We start from the raw sequence: 19575 nt of genomic DNA, 5'->3' as shown, positions 1-19575 counted from the left end.
TTCTCCCTCCTTATACTGGATGTATGATGAAAAAACAAAAGATACATATCTGGTTAGTCTCCTTGGCTTTTCTGGTGTACGGTCTCTCTTTTGCCATAGGAGTCCCAGCATCCACAGCCTCGACGAAAAATTTAAAAGATATCGCAAACAGTTATGCGATAGAGCAAATCCGTTCGCTACAGGCGGCAGGTGTCATCTCCGGCGATGAAAACGGGTACTTTCACCCAACTCGCCCGGTGACGCGTGCTGAGTTTGTCGCGATGCTCACACGAACGCTCGGTATGAAACCGGTGGTCAGCAACGTCGCAGCCTACTCGGATGTTCCGAAAAACTCTTGGGCATACGGGTACGTACAAGCTGCTGCTGGACTTCGCATCGCGAATGGCATCGGTCCTACTTCTTTTGCTCCGAACCAGACGATCTCTCGCGAAGAGGCCGCTACGTTTCTCGTACGCGCACTGGAACAAAGCATTTCGTCTTCTTACCAGTTGTCTGTGAAGGATGCCAATGCGATTTCGAGCTGGGCACGCCCCTCAGTCAGCCACGCCATGCAGAAAAATTGGTTGGTTGGCTACAATGGTTACTTCCGCCCGACTCAAGCACTATCGAGAGAAGAAACCGCTGTTATTTTGTATCGAATTCAGGAGAATCTGAAGAAGCAAAACGTTACAGCAAAGTCGCTTGTCTCTCTCGGATGGCAATACCAATCCACAACAGAGGAGTTCATCGCACAAGTCAAGAATAGCGGAGTCAATACACTATCTCCTCGTTGGTACTTCCTGCAAAAAGACGGAACGATTAGCGACTCTACGGATACTTCCCTTGTCCAATGGGCACATGCAAATGGCAAGCAGGTGTGGCCGCTTTTCGGGAATAAATTTGATCCTGATGCTACTCACGCCATGCTGTCCGATCCCAATAAACGAAAAGCAGCCGTGCAAAAGCTTTCTTCGTTCATTGATCAATACCACCTAAATGGGATTAACATCGATTTTGAAGGGTTCTCCCCTGCGGATCGCAACAACTTCACCTTGTTTATTCAGGAGCTCGCGACTGCTCTTCACGCAAAAGGCACTGTCCTATCTGTAGATATTCCGCCTGATGGTGATTCAGACTGGAGCGATCCTTTCGATTTTGCCAAATTAGCAAAGTATGCGGATTATTTGGTAGTCATGGCCTATGAAGAGCATTGGGTAGGTGGGTCACAAGCAGGCTCCGTTGCATCCTTGCCTTGGTTTACGAAAGTCATTACCGATTTGCTTGACGAGGTTCCAACCCAAAAGCTCATCGTCGGAATGCCTCTTTACACGCGCGACTGGTACCAATCGAATGGAACATTGAAGTCAACAGATATTAGCATCCCTGAGTCATACCAGTTGCTCTCACAATACAGAGCAAAAACAGTATGGGACGATAAAGTTGGCCAATACCGTTCGACGTATCAAAAGCAAGGCGTCACACACACAATTTGGCTGGAAGAAAGCCGTTCGATTGGGCTCAAGGCTCAAGCTAGTCTGCAATGGCAAGTGGGTGGCCTGGCGTACTGGTACGTTGGCTCTGAATCAACGGATATGTGGACAGCCATTGCCAATTCGATCACCCTTAAACATGCACGTGAAAAACTGTAAGAATCATGAAAAGAAGCGCCCGCGTCCGGCTATAGCCGTGGCAGAGGCGCTTCTTTTTGTTGTGCTAGGTTTGTGTTCTGCATGGGAATGCCCTCCTTTCTTCATACTGAAAAGGAGCAGAAGGAGGAAAGGTTCTTGCCGGATATTTTAATGAGCCCTGAATTAAAAAGAAAAACAGAAGAAGCTATCCAAGGTCTCACATTCACAAAAAATTTCCGTTCTGCAACAGCTGAGGAGTGGTATCTGTTTTTACCGGGATATCGAGATCCGCAGACAGAAGGGGCTTGCGGGAAAGTATTCATTCATTACGACTTGTTTGGAAATCGGGATGTGTTCATCAACACCACCGTGATTTTCGATGACCCAAAACTGCATGACCCTCCTCTGCATCCGCTCGTCTACGCAGTAGTCGATGAGACCGTCAATCGTTTGGTTGGCTATGCAAATACGTTACTTTCGGTACATGCAGGCTTCAATTCGTACTCAGCGGAATACGTGAGTTAGCATCCCTTTGCCTAATGCCCACGAAGGGCTCGCCATTACACACGAACAAGTCAGCGACAAACCTTTCCCCATTTTTTCCTGAATATCCATTGATTCTATACAAACACTATCAAAGGTTGACAGTAACCCAATTCGATTACAGGAGGCTATTATGCAACGATTTGCTGCCCATGAGTTTTTGGAAACACAAGAAGCTCTCCGCTCCAAACACGCCGCGATTGAAATGCATGGAGTACTTGCCGAGATGGCACAAGACCCGCAATTAACAGGTATCATTAACAGACATCAGCAAATGATCATGAACGCCTACCAGCAAGGGATTAGCCTCTTGCAGGGAAAAGGCTTTAACATTGCACCCGCGCCTATCCAATTGCGTGTAGCACAACCTACAGCAGTAGGTCTTAATAACCCGCAGATGGCTGCACCCAACCCACATCCAACCCGCTTGTCAGATATGACGATTGCTACCCTGATGCTGAACTGGCATAAAGCGGGTTCGGCAATCGGCATGCTCTGGGCGGCTGAGTGCGTAGATCCAGGTATCCGGCAATATCATGTAAATGGGGCAAATGCTTGCCAGCAAATGGCTTATGAAACCTGGCAATATCTGAATGCCAAAGGCTACTACCAAGCTCCACAGCTTGCCGATCACACAATGAACACGATGATTAACGCCTATCAGCCTCAACAACAAATGCTTCTGTAAGCCTCAACAACCGTCCTTGTTTGGACGGTTTTCCCTTTGTGTGTACAAGAAAAACCTCCCGGATTCCGGAAGGTTTTGTTTGTTACATGGTGTCAGCTCTCTCGAACCGTCTCGGTATTATTCGACCAGCCCCAGCTTTCTATTGGTCGTTCCTCATCACTACTGTCTTTCGTGTCCTGTATATTGGGGATGACTTGTCCTTCTTCGTCGTGATTCGAATGGTTGTCCTGCAAGTTTTTTCGTAAATCCATGATTTTCCCCCTCTCTTTTCATAATGTGCCCGGAGAACAGGAAAGGCATTCAAAAGTCTGATAATGTGCATGTGAACGGACAAACAAAAAATGGCCACCTCTCTCGCATCACGGCACAAGAAGAAGTGGCACAATTTCCTTTTCTCTATTCGTTTATCCGACTTGCTGGAGCAGCTTTCCCCGCAGTTTTGCGAGCATGTCCTCGGTCATTTTGTCCAAGTCGTACTCGGCTTTGAAGCCCCACTCTTGCAAGGCAGCCGTAGCATCAATGGAGTTCGGCCAGCTATCGGCAATCGCCTGACGCACAGGGTCGACTTCATAAGAGAGCGTAAACTCAGGAATGTGTTTACGGATCGCTGCTGCTACATCTTCTGGCTCAATGCTCATCGCAGTCACGTTGAACGCGTTGCGGTGGATGAGCTTGGAGGCATCTGCTTCCATCAGGGAAACAATCGCATTCAACGCATCAGGCATATACATCATATCCATGTACGTGCCTTTGCCGATGTAGGACGTATACGCTCCATGCTGGATCGCCTTGTAGTAAATATCTACTGCGTAGTCAGTCGTACCACCACCCGGAGGCGCTACATACGAGATTAAACCTGGGAAGCGCACGCCGCGCGTATCTACCCCAAATTTTTGATAATAGTAATCGCAGAGCAGCTCACCGGAAACTTTATTGACACCATACATGGTCGTAGGGCGTTGAATCGTATCCTGCGGTGTGTTGTCCTTCGGTGTAGTCGGACCAAATGCCCCAATCGAGCTTGGTGTAAAGAACTGGCAGTTCAACTCACGTGCTGCTTCCAGCGCGTTTACCAGCCCACCCATGTTCAGGTTCCATGCCAAGAGTGGCTTTGCTTCTGCTGTTGCAGACAACAGGGCAGCCAAATGCATGATCGTATCCACGCCATGTTTCTTCGCCAGCTCAAACATCCGGTTTCCGTCTGTGACATCAAGAACTTCGAATGGACCCGATTGCACTACAGGATCGTCTTCGTTTTTCCGGATATCTGTAGCGATGACTTGATCCGCTCCGTAAATATCGCGTAGTTTCATGATGAGCTCGGAACCAATTTGTCCTAACGCCCCGGTTACCAGAATTTTTTTCATTTCAGGATCCCCATTTCTTTCCCAACTTTTTCGTAGATGCTAAGGGCACGATCCAGCATTTCCTTGCTATGCGCCGCTGTTGGCATATTCCGTACACGGCCGGTTCCTTTTGGTACTGTCGGGAACACGATCGCTTTCGCGTACACGCCCTCTTCATACAGTCGCTTGCTGAATTCTTGAGTCTGCTGTTCGTCTCCGATAATGCAAGGAGTGATAGGCGTTTCGCTCTCCCCGATATTGAAGCCGAGTTCTTTCAAGCCTTTTTTCAGGTAATGTCCGTTATCCCACAGCTTGTCGTGCAGCTCAGTGCTGTTCATCAAAATATCGATAGCTGCAATGGAAGCAGCCACATCCGCTGGCGTCAGCGAAGTCGAGAACAGGAAAGGTCTGCTGCGTACTTTGAGCCAGTCGATGAGCTCTTGGCGTCCCGCTACATAACCGCCGACTACCCCAATTGCTTTGGAAAGCGTGCCGATTTGGAAATCGATTTTATCAGACAGGCCAAAATGCTTAACCGTTCCTGCCCCTTTACCGAGAACACCAGAGCCGTGAGCATCGTCTACATACGTAATCAAGTCAAATTCTTCGGCTACCTCTACGATTTCCGGCAGCTTGGCAACATCGCCATCCATCGAAAATACGCCGTCAGTAATGACCATCAGTTTTTTATATTTGCCGGATTCTTTTGCTTCCTTCGCTTTCGCACGCAGGTCATCGATATCGGAGTGGTTCACCCGGATAATTTGTGCACGTGACAGGCGGCATCCATCAATAATGGAAGCGTGGTTCAATTCGTCAGAAAGAATCGCATCGTCCTTGTCCATGACAGCAGAGATCGCAGCCATGTTGCAGTTAAAGCCAGATTGGTAAGCGATTGCAGCTTCCGTATGCTTGAAGGCAGCGAGCTTTTCTTCCAGCTTCACATGCAGGTCCAAGGTTCCATTAATCGTACGAACAGCTCCTGCCCCTACGCCATATTTGCTTGCTGCTGCAATCGCAGCGTCCACAAGACGTTGATCAGTAGCCAGGCCCAGATAGTTATTGGAGGAGAGATTGATCAGTTCTTTTCCTGCAATCGTAATGACAGGACCATTTGCGCTTTGCAGTGGATCAATGACGTTGTACAGTCCCTTGCTCTTCAAATCTGCCAGATTTTCATGTAAAAAATGTTCAAGTGTTTTGCTCGCCAACGAGAATCCCTCCATTATTCAGCCATCGATTAGTAACTTCCACAAAAACAATTGTTCACACTGTATGGACATATCATTTTGATAAAATTCGCATAAAATCAACTTAATCTACAGACATTTTACCACCATTTACTTAAAACGTCCACATCACAAAGACATATTGTTAACGCTTTCAATCATTTTCCTTTTGATATTACCATCTCTCCTACTTTCTCCTTTTGTCGTAAATCGTAGACTCCTGAAAATGAAAAAACCACTCTCTCGCTTCATAAGCAGATCGTGGCCTTTTCCTCATTTTTTTGCCTTTTGTGATTTTAAGATACCGGGCTTGGTGTCTATCGTACGCACAAAACCGTTCGATTCGAAGCGATGCGTCATCAAGGACTCTACTGGTCTGCCGTTTTGAAAATGCTCTTCCACCAACAGCTGTGCATCTTCTGGTGTCACGTTTTCATACCAGATTCCTTCGGGGTACACGATCATCACACATGCGTCCTCACAGCGTCCGTTGCAACGCGTGCGGGTTGTATGTACATAGTCATCCAAGCCTGCTTCGGTAATCGCTTCGCGTATCGCCACCGTAACCTCTTCTCCACCCTTGCGCATACAGCTTCCACCGTTACAAATCAGCACATGATGTCTCGTCTGAGATAAGTCCCATGTTGCCACTATAAATCCACTCCGTTCTTGTCCAACATCGATCCACACTCCCAATCATGACGGTTTCTTGTTCAATTTGCAATTCCCAGAACGTTTGGTTTTTGATAGAATATATGTTCGTATACGATTACAAATAGATGTTGGTGGTGAAAGCATGTCCGTTACCAAACAGCGCGATGCCTTGCAGCTTTTACAAACAGTGGGCTCCTACCCGTGGTATGTCGAAAAGTTTATTGAGCATAAAAAATCCAAAAAGAACTCACCCTCCACCTTGCTTGGATACCTACGCGATTTCTCTTTTTTCTTTCGCTGGATGATGACAGAAGGATTGAGTACCGCAACAGATATGAAGGACATTCCATTAAGCGATTTGAATGATTTGAAGAAGGAAACGGTAGAAAGCTACATATTATACTTGCAGGAGTCGCATCTGTATGAGCGATCCGTCTTGCTCTCGAACCCTACCAAAAGCGCGAAGAAAGAGTACAGTGACCGCACGATCAGCAGAAAAATATCGAGCCTGAAATCACTTTTTCATTACTTGTCCGCCCTCGCTGAGGATGAGAATGGGGAATCGTATTTGACGCGGAATGTACTCGCCAAAATCGAGCTGGAGATCACGGAGCTGACTCCCCTCGCACGCGCCCACGCCATTCGGGCAAAAATCTTGATAGACGACGAAATCTATCAGTTCGTTGATTTTGTCTACAACGGATATTTGGCTCATTGCGATACGGAAAAAAAGAAGCAGTATCACATGCAAAACCGCGACCGGGACACCGCCTTGATCGCGATGATTCTCTCCGGTGGCTTCCGCGTGTCAGAGATCGTCAGTCTCGATCTATCCGACATTATTATGGAAAAAAACCAGTTGAAATTGATTCGCAAAGGAAAGAAAGAAGACGCTCCTTTTTTCAGTGACTGGGGCAAAGAGTACTTGGCCAAATACTTGCAGCTGCGTGACAAATACAATCCCGAACCGCAAGAGGACGCTGTTTTTCTCGCTGTTTCCCCTGCCAATCCGAATGGGCATCGCATTGAAGTGCGTTCTGTCCAAAAGCTGGTCAAAAAGTATGCGAAAGCATTCGGCATTCCCGATTTGTCTGTCCATAAGCTTCGTCACAGCTTTGCTACCCAGTTTCTCCGCTTGAACCCTGACCCCCATCAGCTCCAAGCACAGCTCGGGCACTCCAAAATCGAAACGACTATGCAGTATGCGCATGTATTGGAAGATGCTTTGGGCAAGGCTGTGAACCGAACGACATAAGAAGCGCTCTGCATCCCCGCCACTGTTCCATCATCTGGAAACTGGCCATGTGAAATGCATACTTCTTCTGATCCATAGCAAAAATCCCCTGCCATCCAGACAGGGGATTCCATCACATTCGTTTATTTCGCAGCGCGTTTGGCAGTAGGAACAATGGATATCTGCTCATGCTTTGCCAATGTACTTTCACTTTGATCGATCACTGCCAGTTCGTTCATCCGATTCAGTACAACCTCCTGCCGTTGTTTGGCTCTGTCCCAGTTCTTTACCGGTGAGTAACGCTCTGGTCCTTTCGGCAAAGAAGCCAGCATGGCCGCTTCTCCTAACGTTACTGCTCGATTTCCTGTTTCATTAGCTTTTTTTCCGAAGTAAAAGGGAACAGCCTCGCCAATTCCGTATTTTCCGTGCCCGAAATAAATGACGTTGAGGTACATTTCGAGCAGTTCTTTTTTGCTGTATCGCTGCTCTAGTTGTAACGCGATCGCGACTTCCTTTACTTTTCTAGTCATCGTTTTGTCGTTCGTCAGAAACAGATTCCGCGCCAACTGCATGGTGATTGTACTTCCGCCCTGCACGTAGGCACCTTCCTTGACATCGACCCAGATCGCTCGACTCAATCCAATCGGGTCCACTCCTGGATGCTGCATAAACCGATGATCCTCTATTGCAACGAATGCCTTCCACACATAATCAGGCATTTCGTCCAGCTTTACATAACTGTTGGATTGCTGAACAGCAGCCAGCTTATTTTCGTCTATCCATATATTCCCTGTCCACGCAAGCACGAGCGGCGCCAAGATGGCTGCCATCATGATCACGAGAAAACTGATACGCAGTCGTTTTTTCCAACGAACACCGAGTTTCTTAATCTTGGGCATGCTCGCCGCTTCATACAAGTCGGTGTTTCTTCCTAATGGGATTGGAAGGTGGTTCATGCTGCATTCCCCCTTGCCTTGCTTCTACTCACATTGTAGGGGATGCACGCATTTCGTCCCATCGAATCCACTTACAGCAATCTTACAATTTCGTAAGCCAAACGATTCCCTATAAATGCTGATTTTGCTGTGCCTCCTGCTGCCGCAGTTCGATCCGTCTGATTTTACCGGAGGTCGTTTTCGGCAGTTCTTGTACAAACTCGATTTTGCGCGGGTATTTATACGGCGCAGTTAATTGCTTGACATGGTTTTGCAATTCCACGATCATCTCTTCGGAAGGCTCATTCCCTTTTTTCAGGATGACAAAGGCTTTTACCACATGACCACGCTCTGGATCAGGACTGGCAACCGCCGCACATTCCGCTACCGCCGCATGCTTCACCAGCGCATCCTCGACCTCAAACGGACCAATCGTATATCCGCCTGAGATGATAATGTCATCAGAACGTCCTTCGAACCAGATATAGCCCTCTTCGTCCATGCGGCCTTGATCACCCGTCACGTACCAGTCGCCGCGAAACGCTCTGGCAGTGCGCCCGGGATCATCCAGATAGCCTTTGAACAGCGCCACCATATGGCGATCAATGGCAATATCGCCTACTTTGCCTACTGGCAGCTCCGCTCCTTCTTCGTCAATAATGGCGATCCTTACAACTGGCGATGGCTTGCCCATTGAACCTGGCCTTGGCTCCATGCCGACAAAGGTACCCACCAGTAAAGTGTTCTCTGTCTGTCCGTATCCATCTCGTACGGTCAACTGGAAGACGCGGCGGAATGTGTCGATCACTTCCCGATTGAGTGGTTCACCAGCCGAACATGCGGAGCGCAGGGCGGACAGCTTGTATTGTTCTAAATCCGTTACCTTTGCCATGATTCTGTACTCGGTTGGCGTCGCACATAAAACAGACACCGGGTAATTTTGCAGAATCGTCAAATAATTTTCCGCAGAAAACTTTCCTTTATAGACGAACGCGGTCGCTCCCAGTCCTAACGTAGAGACAAACGGACTCCAGATCCACTTGGCCCAACCAGGACCAGCCGTTGCCCAGACCACATCACCTTCGCGAACGTCTAGCCACTGTGTAGCAGCTACAGCCAAATGCGCAAAAGGCCAACCGTGAACGTGCATAACCCCTTTTGGCCCCCCAGTCGTCCCTGAAGTATAAGACAGGAAGGCCAGCTCATCTGACTTCGTGTTTACTACCTCAAATTCTGTGTTCTGCCCCTGGAGTAACCCCTCAAGCGAAATCCACCCTTCTTTCTCTTCGCCCGTCGTGATGTAGTGTTGCAGGGTCGAACAGTTGCCTCTCGTCAGATCAACCTCACTCATTGCTCCCGCGAAGCTGATCACTGCCTTTACTTTTGCATGATTGATCCGGTACTCGATATCTTTGGAACGCAGCATCTCAGACCCTGGCAAAATCACTGCCCCTAGCTTCAGCAGTGCCAAATAGAGACCGTAAGCCAATGTTCCTCGGGAAACGAGGACGAGTACCCGGTCTCCATGCCCGATTCCAATGGACCCTAGTCCATTTGCGATTTTATTTGAATATTGGCGCAAATCCTCGTACGTAAGGATGTGTTCCTGGCCTTGCTCATCTAACTCCCAAACCGCACGTCTCTCTGGATGTTTTTTCGACCATTCATCCACCTGGGCTGCGAAATTATAGTTCACTGGCATCTTTAATTCCATAGCACATCTCCACCTTTTCAAAGATTGATGAATTATAATTCGACATCACTATAATTTTCACCTTTTTCTTTCGACAAAAATGGGACAAAAAAAGGCCAACCTTTTCCATCGGTTGACCTCCTTTCTTTTTATCCCTATCACTCTACAGGCTCTATGATCGTCGTACCCTGCACGGAACGCTGTTTTCTTTTTTCCCTCCACTCTTGAAAGCTGCCGACAATTCCGCTCGGAAAGCAGAGAACGACCAAAATATAGAGCAAGCCAAGGAATATGACCCATCTCTCGAATATCGGGTGAAGCTTCGCCAGCTCAGTCAGTCCGTGATGCGCCAGCTCTACGATCCCCGACCCCAAAATAGAGCCAAATAGCGTTCCCAGCCCACCGATCATGCTCATCAAGAGTGCATCCAGTGTCGTTTCAATTGAAAACACTTGGGTGTTTACGAATCGCAGCATGACCGCGTACAAGCCCCCACTAATCGCTGCAACCACTCCAGCGACAATGCTGACGATTACCTTATAATGAAGAATTTGATAGCCTAACGCTTCCGCGCGTTGTTCATTTTGACCGATGGCTTTCAGTACCTTGCCGAGTGGTGAGCGCGTAAACGCCCGCAAGATGACGAACAGCATGACCATTAACAGCAGGCATACATAGTAAAAGGACAAACGATCCCGAAACAACTCAGGTACCGGGAAGGTGAAGCCATCCCCACCCATCGTCAGCGAGCGCCATTTCTCTGCCAGTACGAATAGCAGCTGGGAAATCGCCAAGGTCAGCATCGCATAAAAATGGCTTTTCAAGCGCAAGGATAGCATCCCGATCACATAGCTGAGAATCCCAGATAGCACGATGGCTACGAGTACCCCAAGTAAGAAATAGCCGACTGACGCGTCAAAGTTTTTCAGAAATAAAGACACAGAGTACGCACCTATTCCGAAAAACATACCATGTCCGAATGAGACGATCCCCGTATAGCCGAGCAACAAATCAAAGCTCATCGCAAAAATCGCAAAGATAAAGATTTGGGTGAACAAGATGTACAGGCTTCGCGAGTCTGAAAGAAATGGTAAAACCGCCAAAGACAAAAACACAAAGAGGATAAAACGATGGTTCAGCAATCCGGATGTAGTCAACGCATGATCACCCCTTCGCTCCAAACAGGCCGGATGGTTTGATAAGCAGCACTGCCAGCATCAGCAGCATGTTCACTGCCAGTGAAAGCTCTGGAACGAAGTAAGCCATAAACGAGCCAAGCACCCCTACTAAAAGCGCCGCAATCATAGAGCCTTGAACGCTTCCCATCCCACCGACAATGACGACGATGAATGCCAGAATCGCATACTGCATACCCATTTCCGCAAAAATAACCCCCGAATACGGGGCTAGCAGACTTCCTCCCAGCGCAGCCATGCCTGCCCCCAGCAAAAAGACGAAAGTAAACACTTGTTTAATATTGATGCCGAGTGCCTGCACCATTTCCTTATCGATGACGCCCGCTCGGACGATCAAGCCTAGTCTCGTTCTCGTCAATAGCAGGTGCAACCCGACGTACACAGCTATTCCCACTACGATGACAAACAAGCGATACGTAATTAGTATAATGTCGCCAAGCTCGATGCTCCCTTGCAAATAATCTGGTAAGCCTGCCCGAATGGGATTGGGACTCCAAAATACCTTGAGCAATTCACTGATCACGAGCATTCCGCCCAATGTCACGAGCAGTTGCTGAATATGATCACCGTACACGGGACGGATCAGTACGCGCTCTAGCACGAAACCGAGCAGCATCCCGATGACAGCAGCACCTACGATGGCCAGAAAAAAGCTATCTGTTAATCCGAAAAGCCATACACCAGCAAAGGCTCCCCAGGCAAACAATCCACCGTGGGCAAAGTTCAACACACTCATTAAGCCAAAGATCAACGTGAGCCCGGAAGCGAGCAAGAAAATGAGTGTGCCTGTCGCCAGTCCATTTACAAGCAAATTTATCGCGACATCCATTTCATCCTCCCCCTCCCTGTCATACGCTCAAGCAATACCCAAATATTTTTGTCGCGTATCTGCATCATCCTTCAACTCCTGCATCGCGCCACTGCGGACAATTTTCCCTTCATCCATCAAGTAGTACTGCTCGCCAATCATGCTCGCCATCATAAAGTTTTGTTCAACTAATAACACGGTCGTTTTCTCTTTCATCGATTCGATGTGGAGCATGAGCTTTTCAACCATGATGGGTGCAAGCCCCTTGCTCGGCTCGTCTATTAACAAGAGTCCGTTGCTGTTCACGTAAGCTCGTGCAATCGCAAGCATTTGCTTTTGACCACCGCTTAAGTGCCCACTTTTCTTTTTCCAGTAGTGATGCAGATCTGGAAAAAGATCGAGCATCCACGCGAGCTTTTCTTTTTGTTCGTCGTCATTTTTTTGCATGGCGAGCCGGAACGTCTCTTCTACCGTAAAATCATGAAAAATCCCTTGATTCTCGGGCACATACCCAATCCCTTTACGTGCGATGGAATAGGTCGGCAAATGTCCGATTTCTTCTCCTCGATAGCGAATTTGCCCATGACAGATCGGTGCAAGCCCCATGATGGAACGAAGCGTCGTTGTTTTGCCAGCGCCGTTTCGACCAAACAGGACAGTAATACTACCTGCTTGCACGGAGAGCGAGACACCCTGCAAGATGTGAAACTGGTCGAGGTACGTTTCAATCTGATCAAGTTGCAGCATCATGCTTATACAACCCTCCCAAGTAGGCAGATTGCACCTGTTCATTTCGCATCATGTCAGTCGGTGTCCCCTCAGCCAATAGCTCTCCATGAAACAGAACGACCATGTGATCGGAGAGTGATTTGACCATGTCCATCTTGTGTTCGATGAGGATGATCGTGCACGAATTGCTTTCCTTTATGGATTCGATCACCCTCAATACAGCCGGGACTTCCTCCAACGAAATCCCCGCCGTCGGTTCGTCGAGTAAAAGAACATCCGGACACAGTCCAAGTAGCATGGCCAGCTCCAGCTTTCGTTTCTCCCCATGCGCCAGTAGGCTTGCCAGCACATCCGCCTTTTTCTCCAGCATTACCAGATGCAGCAATCGTTCAACTTCCTCAGCCTGTCGCATCTGATCTGCCTGGGAAATCCATAGACGAAACCGAACTCCCTGTGAAGCCTGCACGGCTAATCGAATATTTTCCCGTACCGTTAGCTTGGGAAATAAGTTTGTCAATTGAAACGACCTGCCAATCCCCATTCTCGCTCGTGCTGCTGGGGGCAAGTGTGTAATCTCTTGTCCCTTGTACTTGATTATTCCTTGCGAGGGAGTAAGCTGTCCGCTTAGCAAGTTAAACAGCGTCGTCTTTCCAGCTCCATTCGGTCCGATGATCGAAGTAAATCGCTGCTTCGGTATGCGTAGCGATACCTTGTTTATGACTGTTTGCTCCCCGAATGCTACGCTTACGTCAACCGTTTCCAACAAGTAACTCATCACACACCTCCTCTACTTCTGGTTCCGGACAGGTGGCGCTGTCTCTTCCATCGTCATCTCCCGAACAAGCACAGGGACCGGATGATCGACTCCGTCTTTTTTCTCTAGCTTGATTGCGTATAATGTTTGCAGTGCCTGATGGTCCTCCACCCGGAACTGCATCTGACCCTTCGGCGAATCAAAGGTCATGCCTTCCATCGCAGCAATCAACTTCTCCGAATCTGTATCGGCGTTCGTCTTTTTCAGTGCTTCCACAATCGCTACGGCTGCCGTCATCCCGCCTGCCGTAAATAAATCTGGAATCTCGCCTTGAAAACGCTTCTTGTGTTCATCGATGAGCCAATCGTTCATTTTCGTTTTGGGGAGCGAATGGTAATACACTGAGAAGCCTTCCATCCCGATCATTGCCTCCATCGTTTTCAATGCAGCAATATCAGGCGCTCCCGTAGACACCTTGATGCCTTTTTTCTGAACCTGCATATCTTGCAGCTGTTTCCACGGGGAGTTCGAGCCTGCCCACGTGATGAACACATACTCGGGTTTGGCGCTCATGATTTTTTGAATGTTGGCTGTAAAATCAGTCGTGCTCGTGTCCACGTATTGCTCTTCGATAATGACAGCCCCTAATTTTTCAGCGGCGGTCTTAAAGGCTTCGATCCCTTCACGACCGTAGGCGCTGTCTTGAGCCATTGTCGCGATTTTTGTTCCTTTGGAAGCAATCGCCGCCGCGCCTGCTACTGCGTCCTGCGAAGAATTTCGACCTGTGCGAAAAATGTATTTGTTCCAGTTTTTCCCGGTGATACTATCTGCTACTGCTGGTTCTACGACCATGACTTTTTTGTACTCCTCTGCCAGAGGAAGGACAGCTAGCGTATCGCCTGAACTCGAGGAGCCTACGAGAAAATCTACCTTGTCAGTTTCCAGGAGCTTCGTTGCTTTTTGAACGGCGACATCCGGCTTCGTCTCCGTATCCTCCACGACAAACTCGATCTTTTTGCCACCGATCTCTCGCTTGCCTTCTGTTGCATAATCGAGCCCGAGCTCAAAACCTCTTGCCGTCTGCTTGCCGTAGCTCTCCAATGGGCCTGTGAGCGAAGCGAGTACGCCTACCTTGATCGTATTGCCGCCACCAGATGAAGCGCTTTCATTTTGGCTGCAACCAACAACCAGCACGACAGACATCGCTAGCGGGAGCAGCATTTTCCATCCTCTTCTTTTCACGCCCGTTCCTCCTCGAAAGTCATCATGTTCATTGCGATTCTGCTAACCATTCCAGTACAGTTGCAGCCCACGTATATCCAGTACCAGCACTGACAGCTACAACAATATCCCCTGGGGCAAGACGTCCCTCTTGCTGTGCGACATGCAGTCCAATACACGGATCGAGTGCAGACAAATGCCCGTAATGATCGAGATAAACGGCCTGCTCCTCGCTCAGTTGCAAACGTTCCAATAGCTCCAAGAACATCGAACGCTTTGTGTGCAAAGGAAGCAGCAGCTTCAAATCACGCAACGAACGATTACTTTTTGCCAATGCCTGCTCTACCACATGAACAAAGTTTGGTATTGAGATGGGATCAAGTCGTTCTTTCATATCACTCGGATTCGGCACATCGATGTAATGAAGTCTGTTTTCCACCGTTTCATGACTAGGTTGGTGCTTTGAACCGCCTGCGGGTACCCTTATATCATCATGAAAAGAACCATCGGTGATGACACAGCTGTGGAGAATTCTGCTCTTAGTAGCTCCACGTTTTACGAGAGCCGCTGTCCCCCCATCTGCAAAATTAAACATGAAGCGTGAGCGAGGATTGTCGTAATCGACGATTTGTGATTCTTTACAGCCAGCAACCAGCAAGATGTTTTCAATGGATGCGTCTGCCGTCAGCATATCTTTGGCAACTTTCAAGGCGATTGGAAAACACGAGCTGACGTTCATCATCTCGAAACCGTATGCGTTTGTCGCTTTTAGTTCGTATGTAATCTTCGGTGCGCTGGACCATACATAGTAATCTTTGTGCGGGCTGCCAAAGTAGATAATCACGTCAATCTCAGATGGATCGATCACCGAGCCGGTCAACTGTTGGGCAGCAAGCACAGCGAGGTCTGATGCATGAAGGGTGTCATCTGCGACATGCTTTTGGTAAAGACCGAATTTTTCGATAATGACTTGCGTGGGGATTCCTGTCTTTTCAGCCAAACATTCAGCTGTTTCTACGCCTTCAGGAAAAAATACGGACGTCGCTTCCACTCCGATGGTCTGCTCGTGGATCGTATTCGCTTCAAGATGATTCATACTTTCGCTCCTTCCCTCGGTACGAGCATCGTCGCTGTTCCAGTCAGAACTACTTTTCCATGCTGATTCGTGCATTCCGTAAGCAATCGGATGATGCCCCGCTCTTCCTGATACTCCAGCACAGTGGCGGTCGCGGTGATCGTGTCTCCGATCAATACCGGAGCCGTAAACGAAATGGTCTGCTCTTTGTAAATGGAACCGATGCCAGGCAGCTGCATCCCGAGCAATCTGGACAACATGCTCGCCGTCAACAGTCCATGTGAGATACGCTGGCCAAATCGCGTGTCTTTTGCATACTGTTGGTCAATGTGCACCGGATTATAATCCCCACTCATTCCCGCAAATAGAACGATATCAGTCTCCGTAATCGTTCTGCTAAAAGATGCTTGCTCCCCTATTGCAAATCTCGCCATGTAATCACCTCATTGTGTAATGGAATCTGTTTTCAATCTGGTCAATGCTTGCTTGACAATTTTCCCTGTCGCATTGCGTGGCAGCTCAGTTAAAAACACGAATGACTTCGGGATTTTATACTTCGCCAGTCTTTGCTCACAGTGTTCTTTGATGTGTGCTTCCGTGATGACTGCACCTGATTTGGGCACGATAAACGCCTTCGCGACCTCTCCCCATTTTTCATCGGGTACACCGACGACTGCGGCTTCTAGAACACCATCCAGCTCGCCGATGACCTGTTCCAGCTCCAGCGGATAAATGTTCTCCCCGCCTGAGATAATCATGTCTTTGCGTCTTCCTACGATATAGGCGAACCCTTCTTCATCAAAACGTGCCAAATCCCCTGTGTACAGCCACCCATCGCGGATGGTCCTGGCTGTTTCTTCTGGTCTGTTCCAGTATTCCTTCATCACATTCGGGCCTTTGACAAGCAATTCTCCGATTTCGCCCTGACCCACGTCTTTTCCGTCATCCGAGATCAGGCGGACTTCACAAAACATGACGGGCTTTCCGATTGATCCGGCTTTTCTTCTCGCATCTTCCTTCGCAATCATAAACACTGTGGGGGATGTTTCTGTTAGGCCGTATCCTTGTCCAAAAGGGAGGCCTCGCTCCTGAAAATGCTGGATGAGTTCCATGGGGCATGGAGCGCCGCCGTTGTAAAACCAACGGACGGAATCGAATGATGTGGTTGCAAATAAAGGGCTTTGACGAATGGCTTCATGGATGGCGGGCACACCCATCACGATGGTGACTCGGTGCGTTTCGATTAGTTGAATCGCTTTATCAGGGTCGAACTTCCCGGCTACAACGACGCGTCCGCCAGCAAGCCATGTAGGGAAGGCGAACAATCCGATTCCCCCGATATGAAAGAGTGGCAATAAGACAATCGAGCAGTCTTCTGAGGTGAGATCAAGCGCGGCTACATTGTGTATGGAGTTCCAAAACATATTTTCTTGGGTGAGCACTGCTCCCTTAGGCTTTCCTGTCGTTCCTGATGTATAGCAAATGATGTATGGATCATCTCCACTGCCATCATCTGCGTCGGTCCTACTGTGCTGGGATGACTCACTCGGGCCATCCTGGCTCCAAGGAAGTTCTCCCGGTTCCAGCCATATCATGTGCGCAACACTTGCCTTCGCCTTGATCAACTGAATGGTAGCAGCGAACTCTGGCTGGGCACATAACACGCGAATACCACTATCCTCAAACTGATAGTCTAATTCTGCAGGGGTCAAGCGGATATTAAAGGGGACGGCTATCGCACCGAGTTTGGCGATGGCAAACAGCAGAAGCACATACTCCAAACTGTTTTGGGACAAAATGCCGATCCGATCCCCCTTTTTGACCTGTAGCTCATGTCGTAAATAATTGGCAACACGTTGGATCTGCTCATTCGTTTGCTGATACGTGAGTGATTGCTCGTTTGCAATCACTGCGATCCGCGTCGGAGTGATTCGGGCTCGCTTTTCAATCCAATAAGCAATTCCGTGCATGAACTCTACTCCTTTGCCTCTAAAATGGATCGGTTACGGCTTGGCAGCAATCCCTTTCATAATCATCGACATGGCTGTTTCTACCACCTCTTCCGGTACGTCTTCATTTTCCCAGTAAACCCAACGCATCCCGATGAATTGTCCGATCGACATGAGACAATAAGCCAACGTCTCATGATCCATCTCTCGAAACGCACCTTCGTTCATGGCGTTCTTCAAACTTCGTACGTACCCCGCTGCCAGTTTGGCGTAATACCAGCGATACAGCTCTTGGTCGACGAGCGCGGCCTGTTGAATAATGCTGTACATGTTGCGATGATGTTTGATCCAACGAAAAAAGGCCAGAAATCCTAGGCGCAAATTCTCTTCCTGCGTGGTTGCTCCCATGATCGCTTCTTTGATCGTGGAACGCAGCTCTCTACTCAGCTGCCTGATCAATTCATCATAAATCGCTTTCTTCGACTCGAAATAATTGTAAAACGTTCCTTGGGACACCTGTGCATGCTGCGTAATCAAGACGATAGATGCATCATAATAACCCAGCTCGCCAAACACATGCTCTGCGGCATCCAGTATTTTTTTGCGAGTTTCCTGTCCTTTCTTGGTTAAAACAGGGGTAGGTAGACTATTTTCTGACACCTGAATCACCTCTCAGTTTTTATTATATGTATATTTCTGAATATTACAACACTTTTCTTGTTCCCTATTGGCAAAAATTGACGCGAAACGATCTGTGCGAACAAGCGTCATATATAATACAAAAGCTCCCATGCAAATGCACGAGAGCTGAAATAGATCGGATGCTTAAATGACGCGCTTGATTTTCACGGTGCGCTTTTCCCAGTTCGTTCCGTCGTACTTGGAATAAGTCACACCAGGACTGCCGTACGTGTGCAGGATTTTCCCATCCCCTGCATAAATAGCTACGTGTGTAATCCGATCAGAAGTACTGTTTACCGATGCCTTCATGAAGATCAGATCACCTTTTTGCAGGTTGCTTTTGGAAACAGATTTTCCTACAGTAGATTGCTGGCGGGAGTCGCGCGGCAATGTAATGCCCGCTTCTTTAAACACGCGCTGTGTAAAGGAAGAGCAATCGAATGTTTTGGTCGTACTGCTACTGGAGCCGTATTTGTAATTGGTGCCCATATACTTTTCGCCATTTTTAATGACTTGATCGGCAACAGTGCTTGTCGGCTTTTCTGGCTTGCTTGGCGTATTCTCTGAGGAATTGCTCTCAATAACACGACGAGCCCCTACAAATTTGTCACTGTACTCCGAATATGTTTTGACAACTACCTCGTCTTCCCCTTTCGAAGAATAAACGAATTGATCACTGCCTATGTATATTCCCATAAAAGTTGGGCTGCCGCTTCCGCTAGAGGCGAAGAACACCAAGTCTCCTGGCGTTACGCTTTTTTCGGATACTTTCGTCCCAGTCTTGTACAGGCTAGAGATTGTGCTCCCGATGGAAATCCCTACTTGTTTGTACGCATACGTAGCCAGCTCTGCTGATCCGAATTGCTTCGGTCCCTTTGCTTTGTACTCGTAATCCTTCCCGATCAAAGAAGTAGCAATATTTGCAACCTCTGATTGTTTTGAATCTTGCGTCTTAGCGGCCACTACTCCAACTTGACCACCCATTAACAGGGACGTACTCAGCAGGACTGCTACTGTTGACCTCATTACCCAATCTCGTTTCGTCACTTTCTTTTCCTCCTTGTCATGTTGTGGCACCCGTCTTGGGTACATGGACAGAATAGCGCAGGAGGAAACAGGAGGATAAGACCGTAAAATTTTCCAATGATGGAATTGGTAGCATGGGACTAGTCAGAAAACAAGGTGTAACGTAGGCGGTTGCTACTTCTTAGTTCTATAGGACCATAAAGGTTA

Annotated in this window: 20 protein-coding genes; 4 read left to right on the top strand and 16 right to left on the bottom strand. The window is 48.2% G+C overall.

The window, feature by feature from the left end; all coding sequences use genetic code 11:
- Window positions 1-23: 23 nt before the first annotated feature.
- The 3 genes from HPY31_RS02665 to HPY31_RS02655 all read left to right on the top strand — a co-directional run bounded on the left by HPY31_RS02665 (window position 24) and on the right by HPY31_RS02655 (window position 2838).
- Entirely contained in the window at window positions 24-1628 is a 1605-nt protein-coding gene (locus HPY31_RS02665; protein WP_253901646.1) for an S-layer homology domain-containing protein, read from the top strand.
- 135 nt (window positions 1629-1763) lie between these two features.
- Window positions 1764-2132: a hypothetical protein gene (locus HPY31_RS02660; RefSeq protein WP_172138179.1), complete on the top strand. Its 369-nt coding sequence runs from the start codon at window positions 1764-1766 to the stop codon at window positions 2130-2132.
- A gap of 151 nt (window positions 2133-2283) precedes the next feature.
- Entirely contained in the window at window positions 2284-2838 is a 555-nt protein-coding gene (locus HPY31_RS02655; RefSeq protein WP_172138177.1) for a spore coat protein, read from the top strand.
- A 92-nt stretch (window positions 2839-2930) separates the two neighbouring features.
- On the opposite strand, the gene HPY31_RS02650 is transcribed toward HPY31_RS02655, so the two are convergent.
- The 4 genes from HPY31_RS02650 to HPY31_RS02635 form a co-directional block, all read right to left on the bottom strand.
- Window positions 2931-3089, bottom strand: a complete 159-nt coding sequence (locus HPY31_RS02650; protein ID WP_172138175.1) for a hypothetical protein — start codon at window positions 3087-3089, stop codon at window positions 2931-2933.
- Window positions 3090-3242: 153 nt separating this feature from the next.
- A complete protein-coding gene (locus HPY31_RS02645) occupies window positions 3243-4205 on the bottom strand; it encodes an L-threonine 3-dehydrogenase (protein ID WP_007724835.1) in 963 nt (320 codons plus the stop codon).
- The gene (locus HPY31_RS02640) at window positions 4202-5395 is read right to left on the bottom strand and encodes a glycine C-acetyltransferase (protein WP_012686276.1); all 1194 of its coding nucleotides are present in this window, start codon (window positions 5393-5395) and stop codon (window positions 4202-4204) included. The genes HPY31_RS02645 and HPY31_RS02640 overlap by 4 nt, the downstream gene beginning before the upstream one ends.
- A 291-nt stretch (window positions 5396-5686) precedes the next feature.
- On the bottom strand, window positions 5687-6064 hold the full coding sequence (locus HPY31_RS02635) for a (2Fe-2S) ferredoxin domain-containing protein (RefSeq protein WP_172138173.1): 378 nt from the start codon (window positions 6062-6064) through the stop codon (window positions 5687-5689).
- A gap of 145 nt (window positions 6065-6209) precedes the next feature.
- Here HPY31_RS02635 and xerS point away from each other — a divergent pair, with 145 nt between their 5' ends.
- On the top strand, window positions 6210-7322 hold the full coding sequence (gene xerS / locus HPY31_RS02630) for a tyrosine recombinase XerS (RefSeq protein ID WP_172138171.1): 1113 nt from the start codon (window positions 6210-6212) through the stop codon (window positions 7320-7322).
- 122 nt (window positions 7323-7444) lie between these two features.
- On the opposite strand, the gene HPY31_RS02625 is transcribed toward xerS, so the two are convergent.
- The 12 genes from HPY31_RS02625 to HPY31_RS02570 all read right to left on the bottom strand — a co-directional run bounded on the left by HPY31_RS02625 (window position 7445) and on the right by HPY31_RS02570 (window position 19389).
- Window positions 7445-8257, bottom strand: a complete 813-nt coding sequence (locus tag HPY31_RS02625; protein WP_172138161.1) for a transglycosylase domain-containing protein — start codon at window positions 8255-8257, stop codon at window positions 7445-7447.
- A 109-nt stretch (window positions 8258-8366) separates the two neighbouring features.
- Entirely contained in the window at window positions 8367-9950 is a 1584-nt protein-coding gene (locus HPY31_RS02620) for an AMP-binding protein (RefSeq protein WP_172138159.1), read from the bottom strand.
- A gap of 137 nt (window positions 9951-10087) precedes the next feature.
- Window positions 10088-11086 (bottom strand): branched-chain amino acid ABC transporter permease, encoded by a 999-nt coding sequence (locus tag HPY31_RS02615; RefSeq protein WP_172138157.1) that lies wholly within the window; start codon window positions 11084-11086, stop codon window positions 10088-10090.
- 7 nt (window positions 11087-11093) lie between these two features.
- Complete coding sequence (locus HPY31_RS02610) at window positions 11094-11954, bottom strand: branched-chain amino acid ABC transporter permease (protein ID WP_172138155.1); 861 nt, start codon at window positions 11952-11954, stop codon at window positions 11094-11096.
- 27 nt (window positions 11955-11981) lie between these two features.
- The gene (locus HPY31_RS02605; RefSeq protein ID WP_172138153.1) at window positions 11982-12683 is read right to left on the bottom strand and encodes an ABC transporter ATP-binding protein; all 702 of its coding nucleotides are present in this window, start codon (window positions 12681-12683) and stop codon (window positions 11982-11984) included.
- Complete coding sequence (locus tag HPY31_RS02600) at window positions 12667-13437, bottom strand: ABC transporter ATP-binding protein (protein WP_172138151.1); 771 nt, start codon at window positions 13435-13437, stop codon at window positions 12667-12669. Before HPY31_RS02600 ends, HPY31_RS02605 begins: the two co-directional genes overlap by 17 nt.
- A gap of 12 nt (window positions 13438-13449) precedes the next feature.
- Window positions 13450-14619: a substrate-binding domain-containing protein gene (locus tag HPY31_RS02595; protein WP_371811670.1), complete on the bottom strand. Its 1170-nt coding sequence runs from the start codon at window positions 14617-14619 to the stop codon at window positions 13450-13452.
- A 67-nt stretch (window positions 14620-14686) separates the two neighbouring features.
- The gene (locus HPY31_RS02590; protein ID WP_172138149.1) at window positions 14687-15733 is read right to left on the bottom strand and encodes a 3-oxoacyl-ACP synthase; all 1047 of its coding nucleotides are present in this window, start codon (window positions 15731-15733) and stop codon (window positions 14687-14689) included.
- Window positions 15730-16146 (bottom strand): MaoC family dehydratase, encoded by a 417-nt coding sequence (locus HPY31_RS02585; RefSeq protein WP_172138147.1) that lies wholly within the window; start codon window positions 16144-16146, stop codon window positions 15730-15732. Before HPY31_RS02585 ends, HPY31_RS02590 begins: the two co-directional genes overlap by 4 nt.
- A gap of 9 nt (window positions 16147-16155) precedes the next feature.
- Window positions 16156-17682, bottom strand: a complete 1527-nt coding sequence (locus HPY31_RS02580; RefSeq protein ID WP_172138145.1) for an o-succinylbenzoate--CoA ligase — start codon at window positions 17680-17682, stop codon at window positions 16156-16158.
- 33 nt (window positions 17683-17715) lie between these two features.
- Window positions 17716-18321 carry a TetR/AcrR family transcriptional regulator gene (locus HPY31_RS02575; protein WP_172138143.1) on the bottom strand — a complete coding sequence of 202 codons (606 nt, stop codon included), beginning with the start codon at window positions 18319-18321 and terminating at the stop codon, window positions 17716-17718.
- A gap of 165 nt (window positions 18322-18486) precedes the next feature.
- Window positions 18487-19389, bottom strand: coding sequence for a C40 family peptidase (locus tag HPY31_RS02570; RefSeq protein ID WP_172138141.1), 903 nt, complete (start codon window positions 19387-19389; stop codon window positions 18487-18489).
- Window positions 19390-19575 lie beyond the last annotated feature (186 nt).

This window comes from Brevibacillus sp. HB1.3, from assembly GCF_013186635.1.
GTDB lineage: Bacteria > Bacillota > Bacilli > Brevibacillales > Brevibacillaceae > Brevibacillus > Brevibacillus brevis_D.
Note: the sequence above shows the minus strand (reverse complement) of the source record. Positions and strands in the feature narration are given on the sequence as shown.

Coding starts and splice junctions, on each gene's coding strand:
- HPY31_RS02665 (WP_253901646.1), top strand. CDS start 24: ATGATGAAAAAACAAAAGATACATATCTGGTTAGTCTCCTTGGCTTTT.
- HPY31_RS02655 (WP_172138177.1), top strand. CDS start 2,284: ATGCAACGATTTGCTGCCCATGAGTTTTTGGAAACACAAGAAGCTCTC.
- HPY31_RS02650 (WP_172138175.1), bottom strand. CDS start 3,089: ATGGATTTACGAAAAAACTTGCAGGACAACCATTCGAATCACGACGAA.
- HPY31_RS02645 (WP_007724835.1), bottom strand. CDS start 4,205: ATGAAAAAAATTCTGGTAACCGGGGCGTTAGGACAAATTGGTTCCGAG.
- xerS (WP_172138171.1), top strand. CDS start 6,210: ATGTCCGTTACCAAACAGCGCGATGCCTTGCAGCTTTTACAAACAGTG.
- HPY31_RS02625 (WP_172138161.1), bottom strand. CDS start 8,257: ATGAACCACCTTCCAATCCCATTAGGAAGAAACACCGACTTGTATGAA.
- HPY31_RS02620 (WP_172138159.1), bottom strand. CDS start 9,950: ATGGAATTAAAGATGCCAGTGAACTATAATTTCGCAGCCCAGGTGGAT.
- HPY31_RS02610 (WP_172138155.1), bottom strand. CDS start 11,954: ATGGATGTCGCGATAAATTTGCTTGTAAATGGACTGGCGACAGGCACA.
- HPY31_RS02605 (WP_172138153.1), bottom strand. CDS start 12,683: ATGATGCTGCAACTTGATCAGATTGAAACGTACCTCGACCAGTTTCAC.
- HPY31_RS02600 (WP_172138151.1), bottom strand. CDS start 13,437: ATGAGTTACTTGTTGGAAACGGTTGACGTAAGCGTAGCATTCGGGGAG.
- HPY31_RS02595 (WP_371811670.1), bottom strand. CDS start 14,619: ATGTCTGTCGTGCTGGTTGTTGGTTGCAGCCAAAATGAAAGCGCTTCA.
- HPY31_RS02590 (WP_172138149.1), bottom strand. CDS start 15,733: ATGAATCATCTTGAAGCGAATACGATCCACGAGCAGACCATCGGAGTG.
- HPY31_RS02585 (WP_172138147.1), bottom strand. CDS start 16,146: ATGGCGAGATTTGCAATAGGGGAGCAAGCATCTTTTAGCAGAACGATT.
- HPY31_RS02580 (WP_172138145.1), bottom strand. CDS start 17,682: ATGCACGGAATTGCTTATTGGATTGAAAAGCGAGCCCGAATCACTCCG.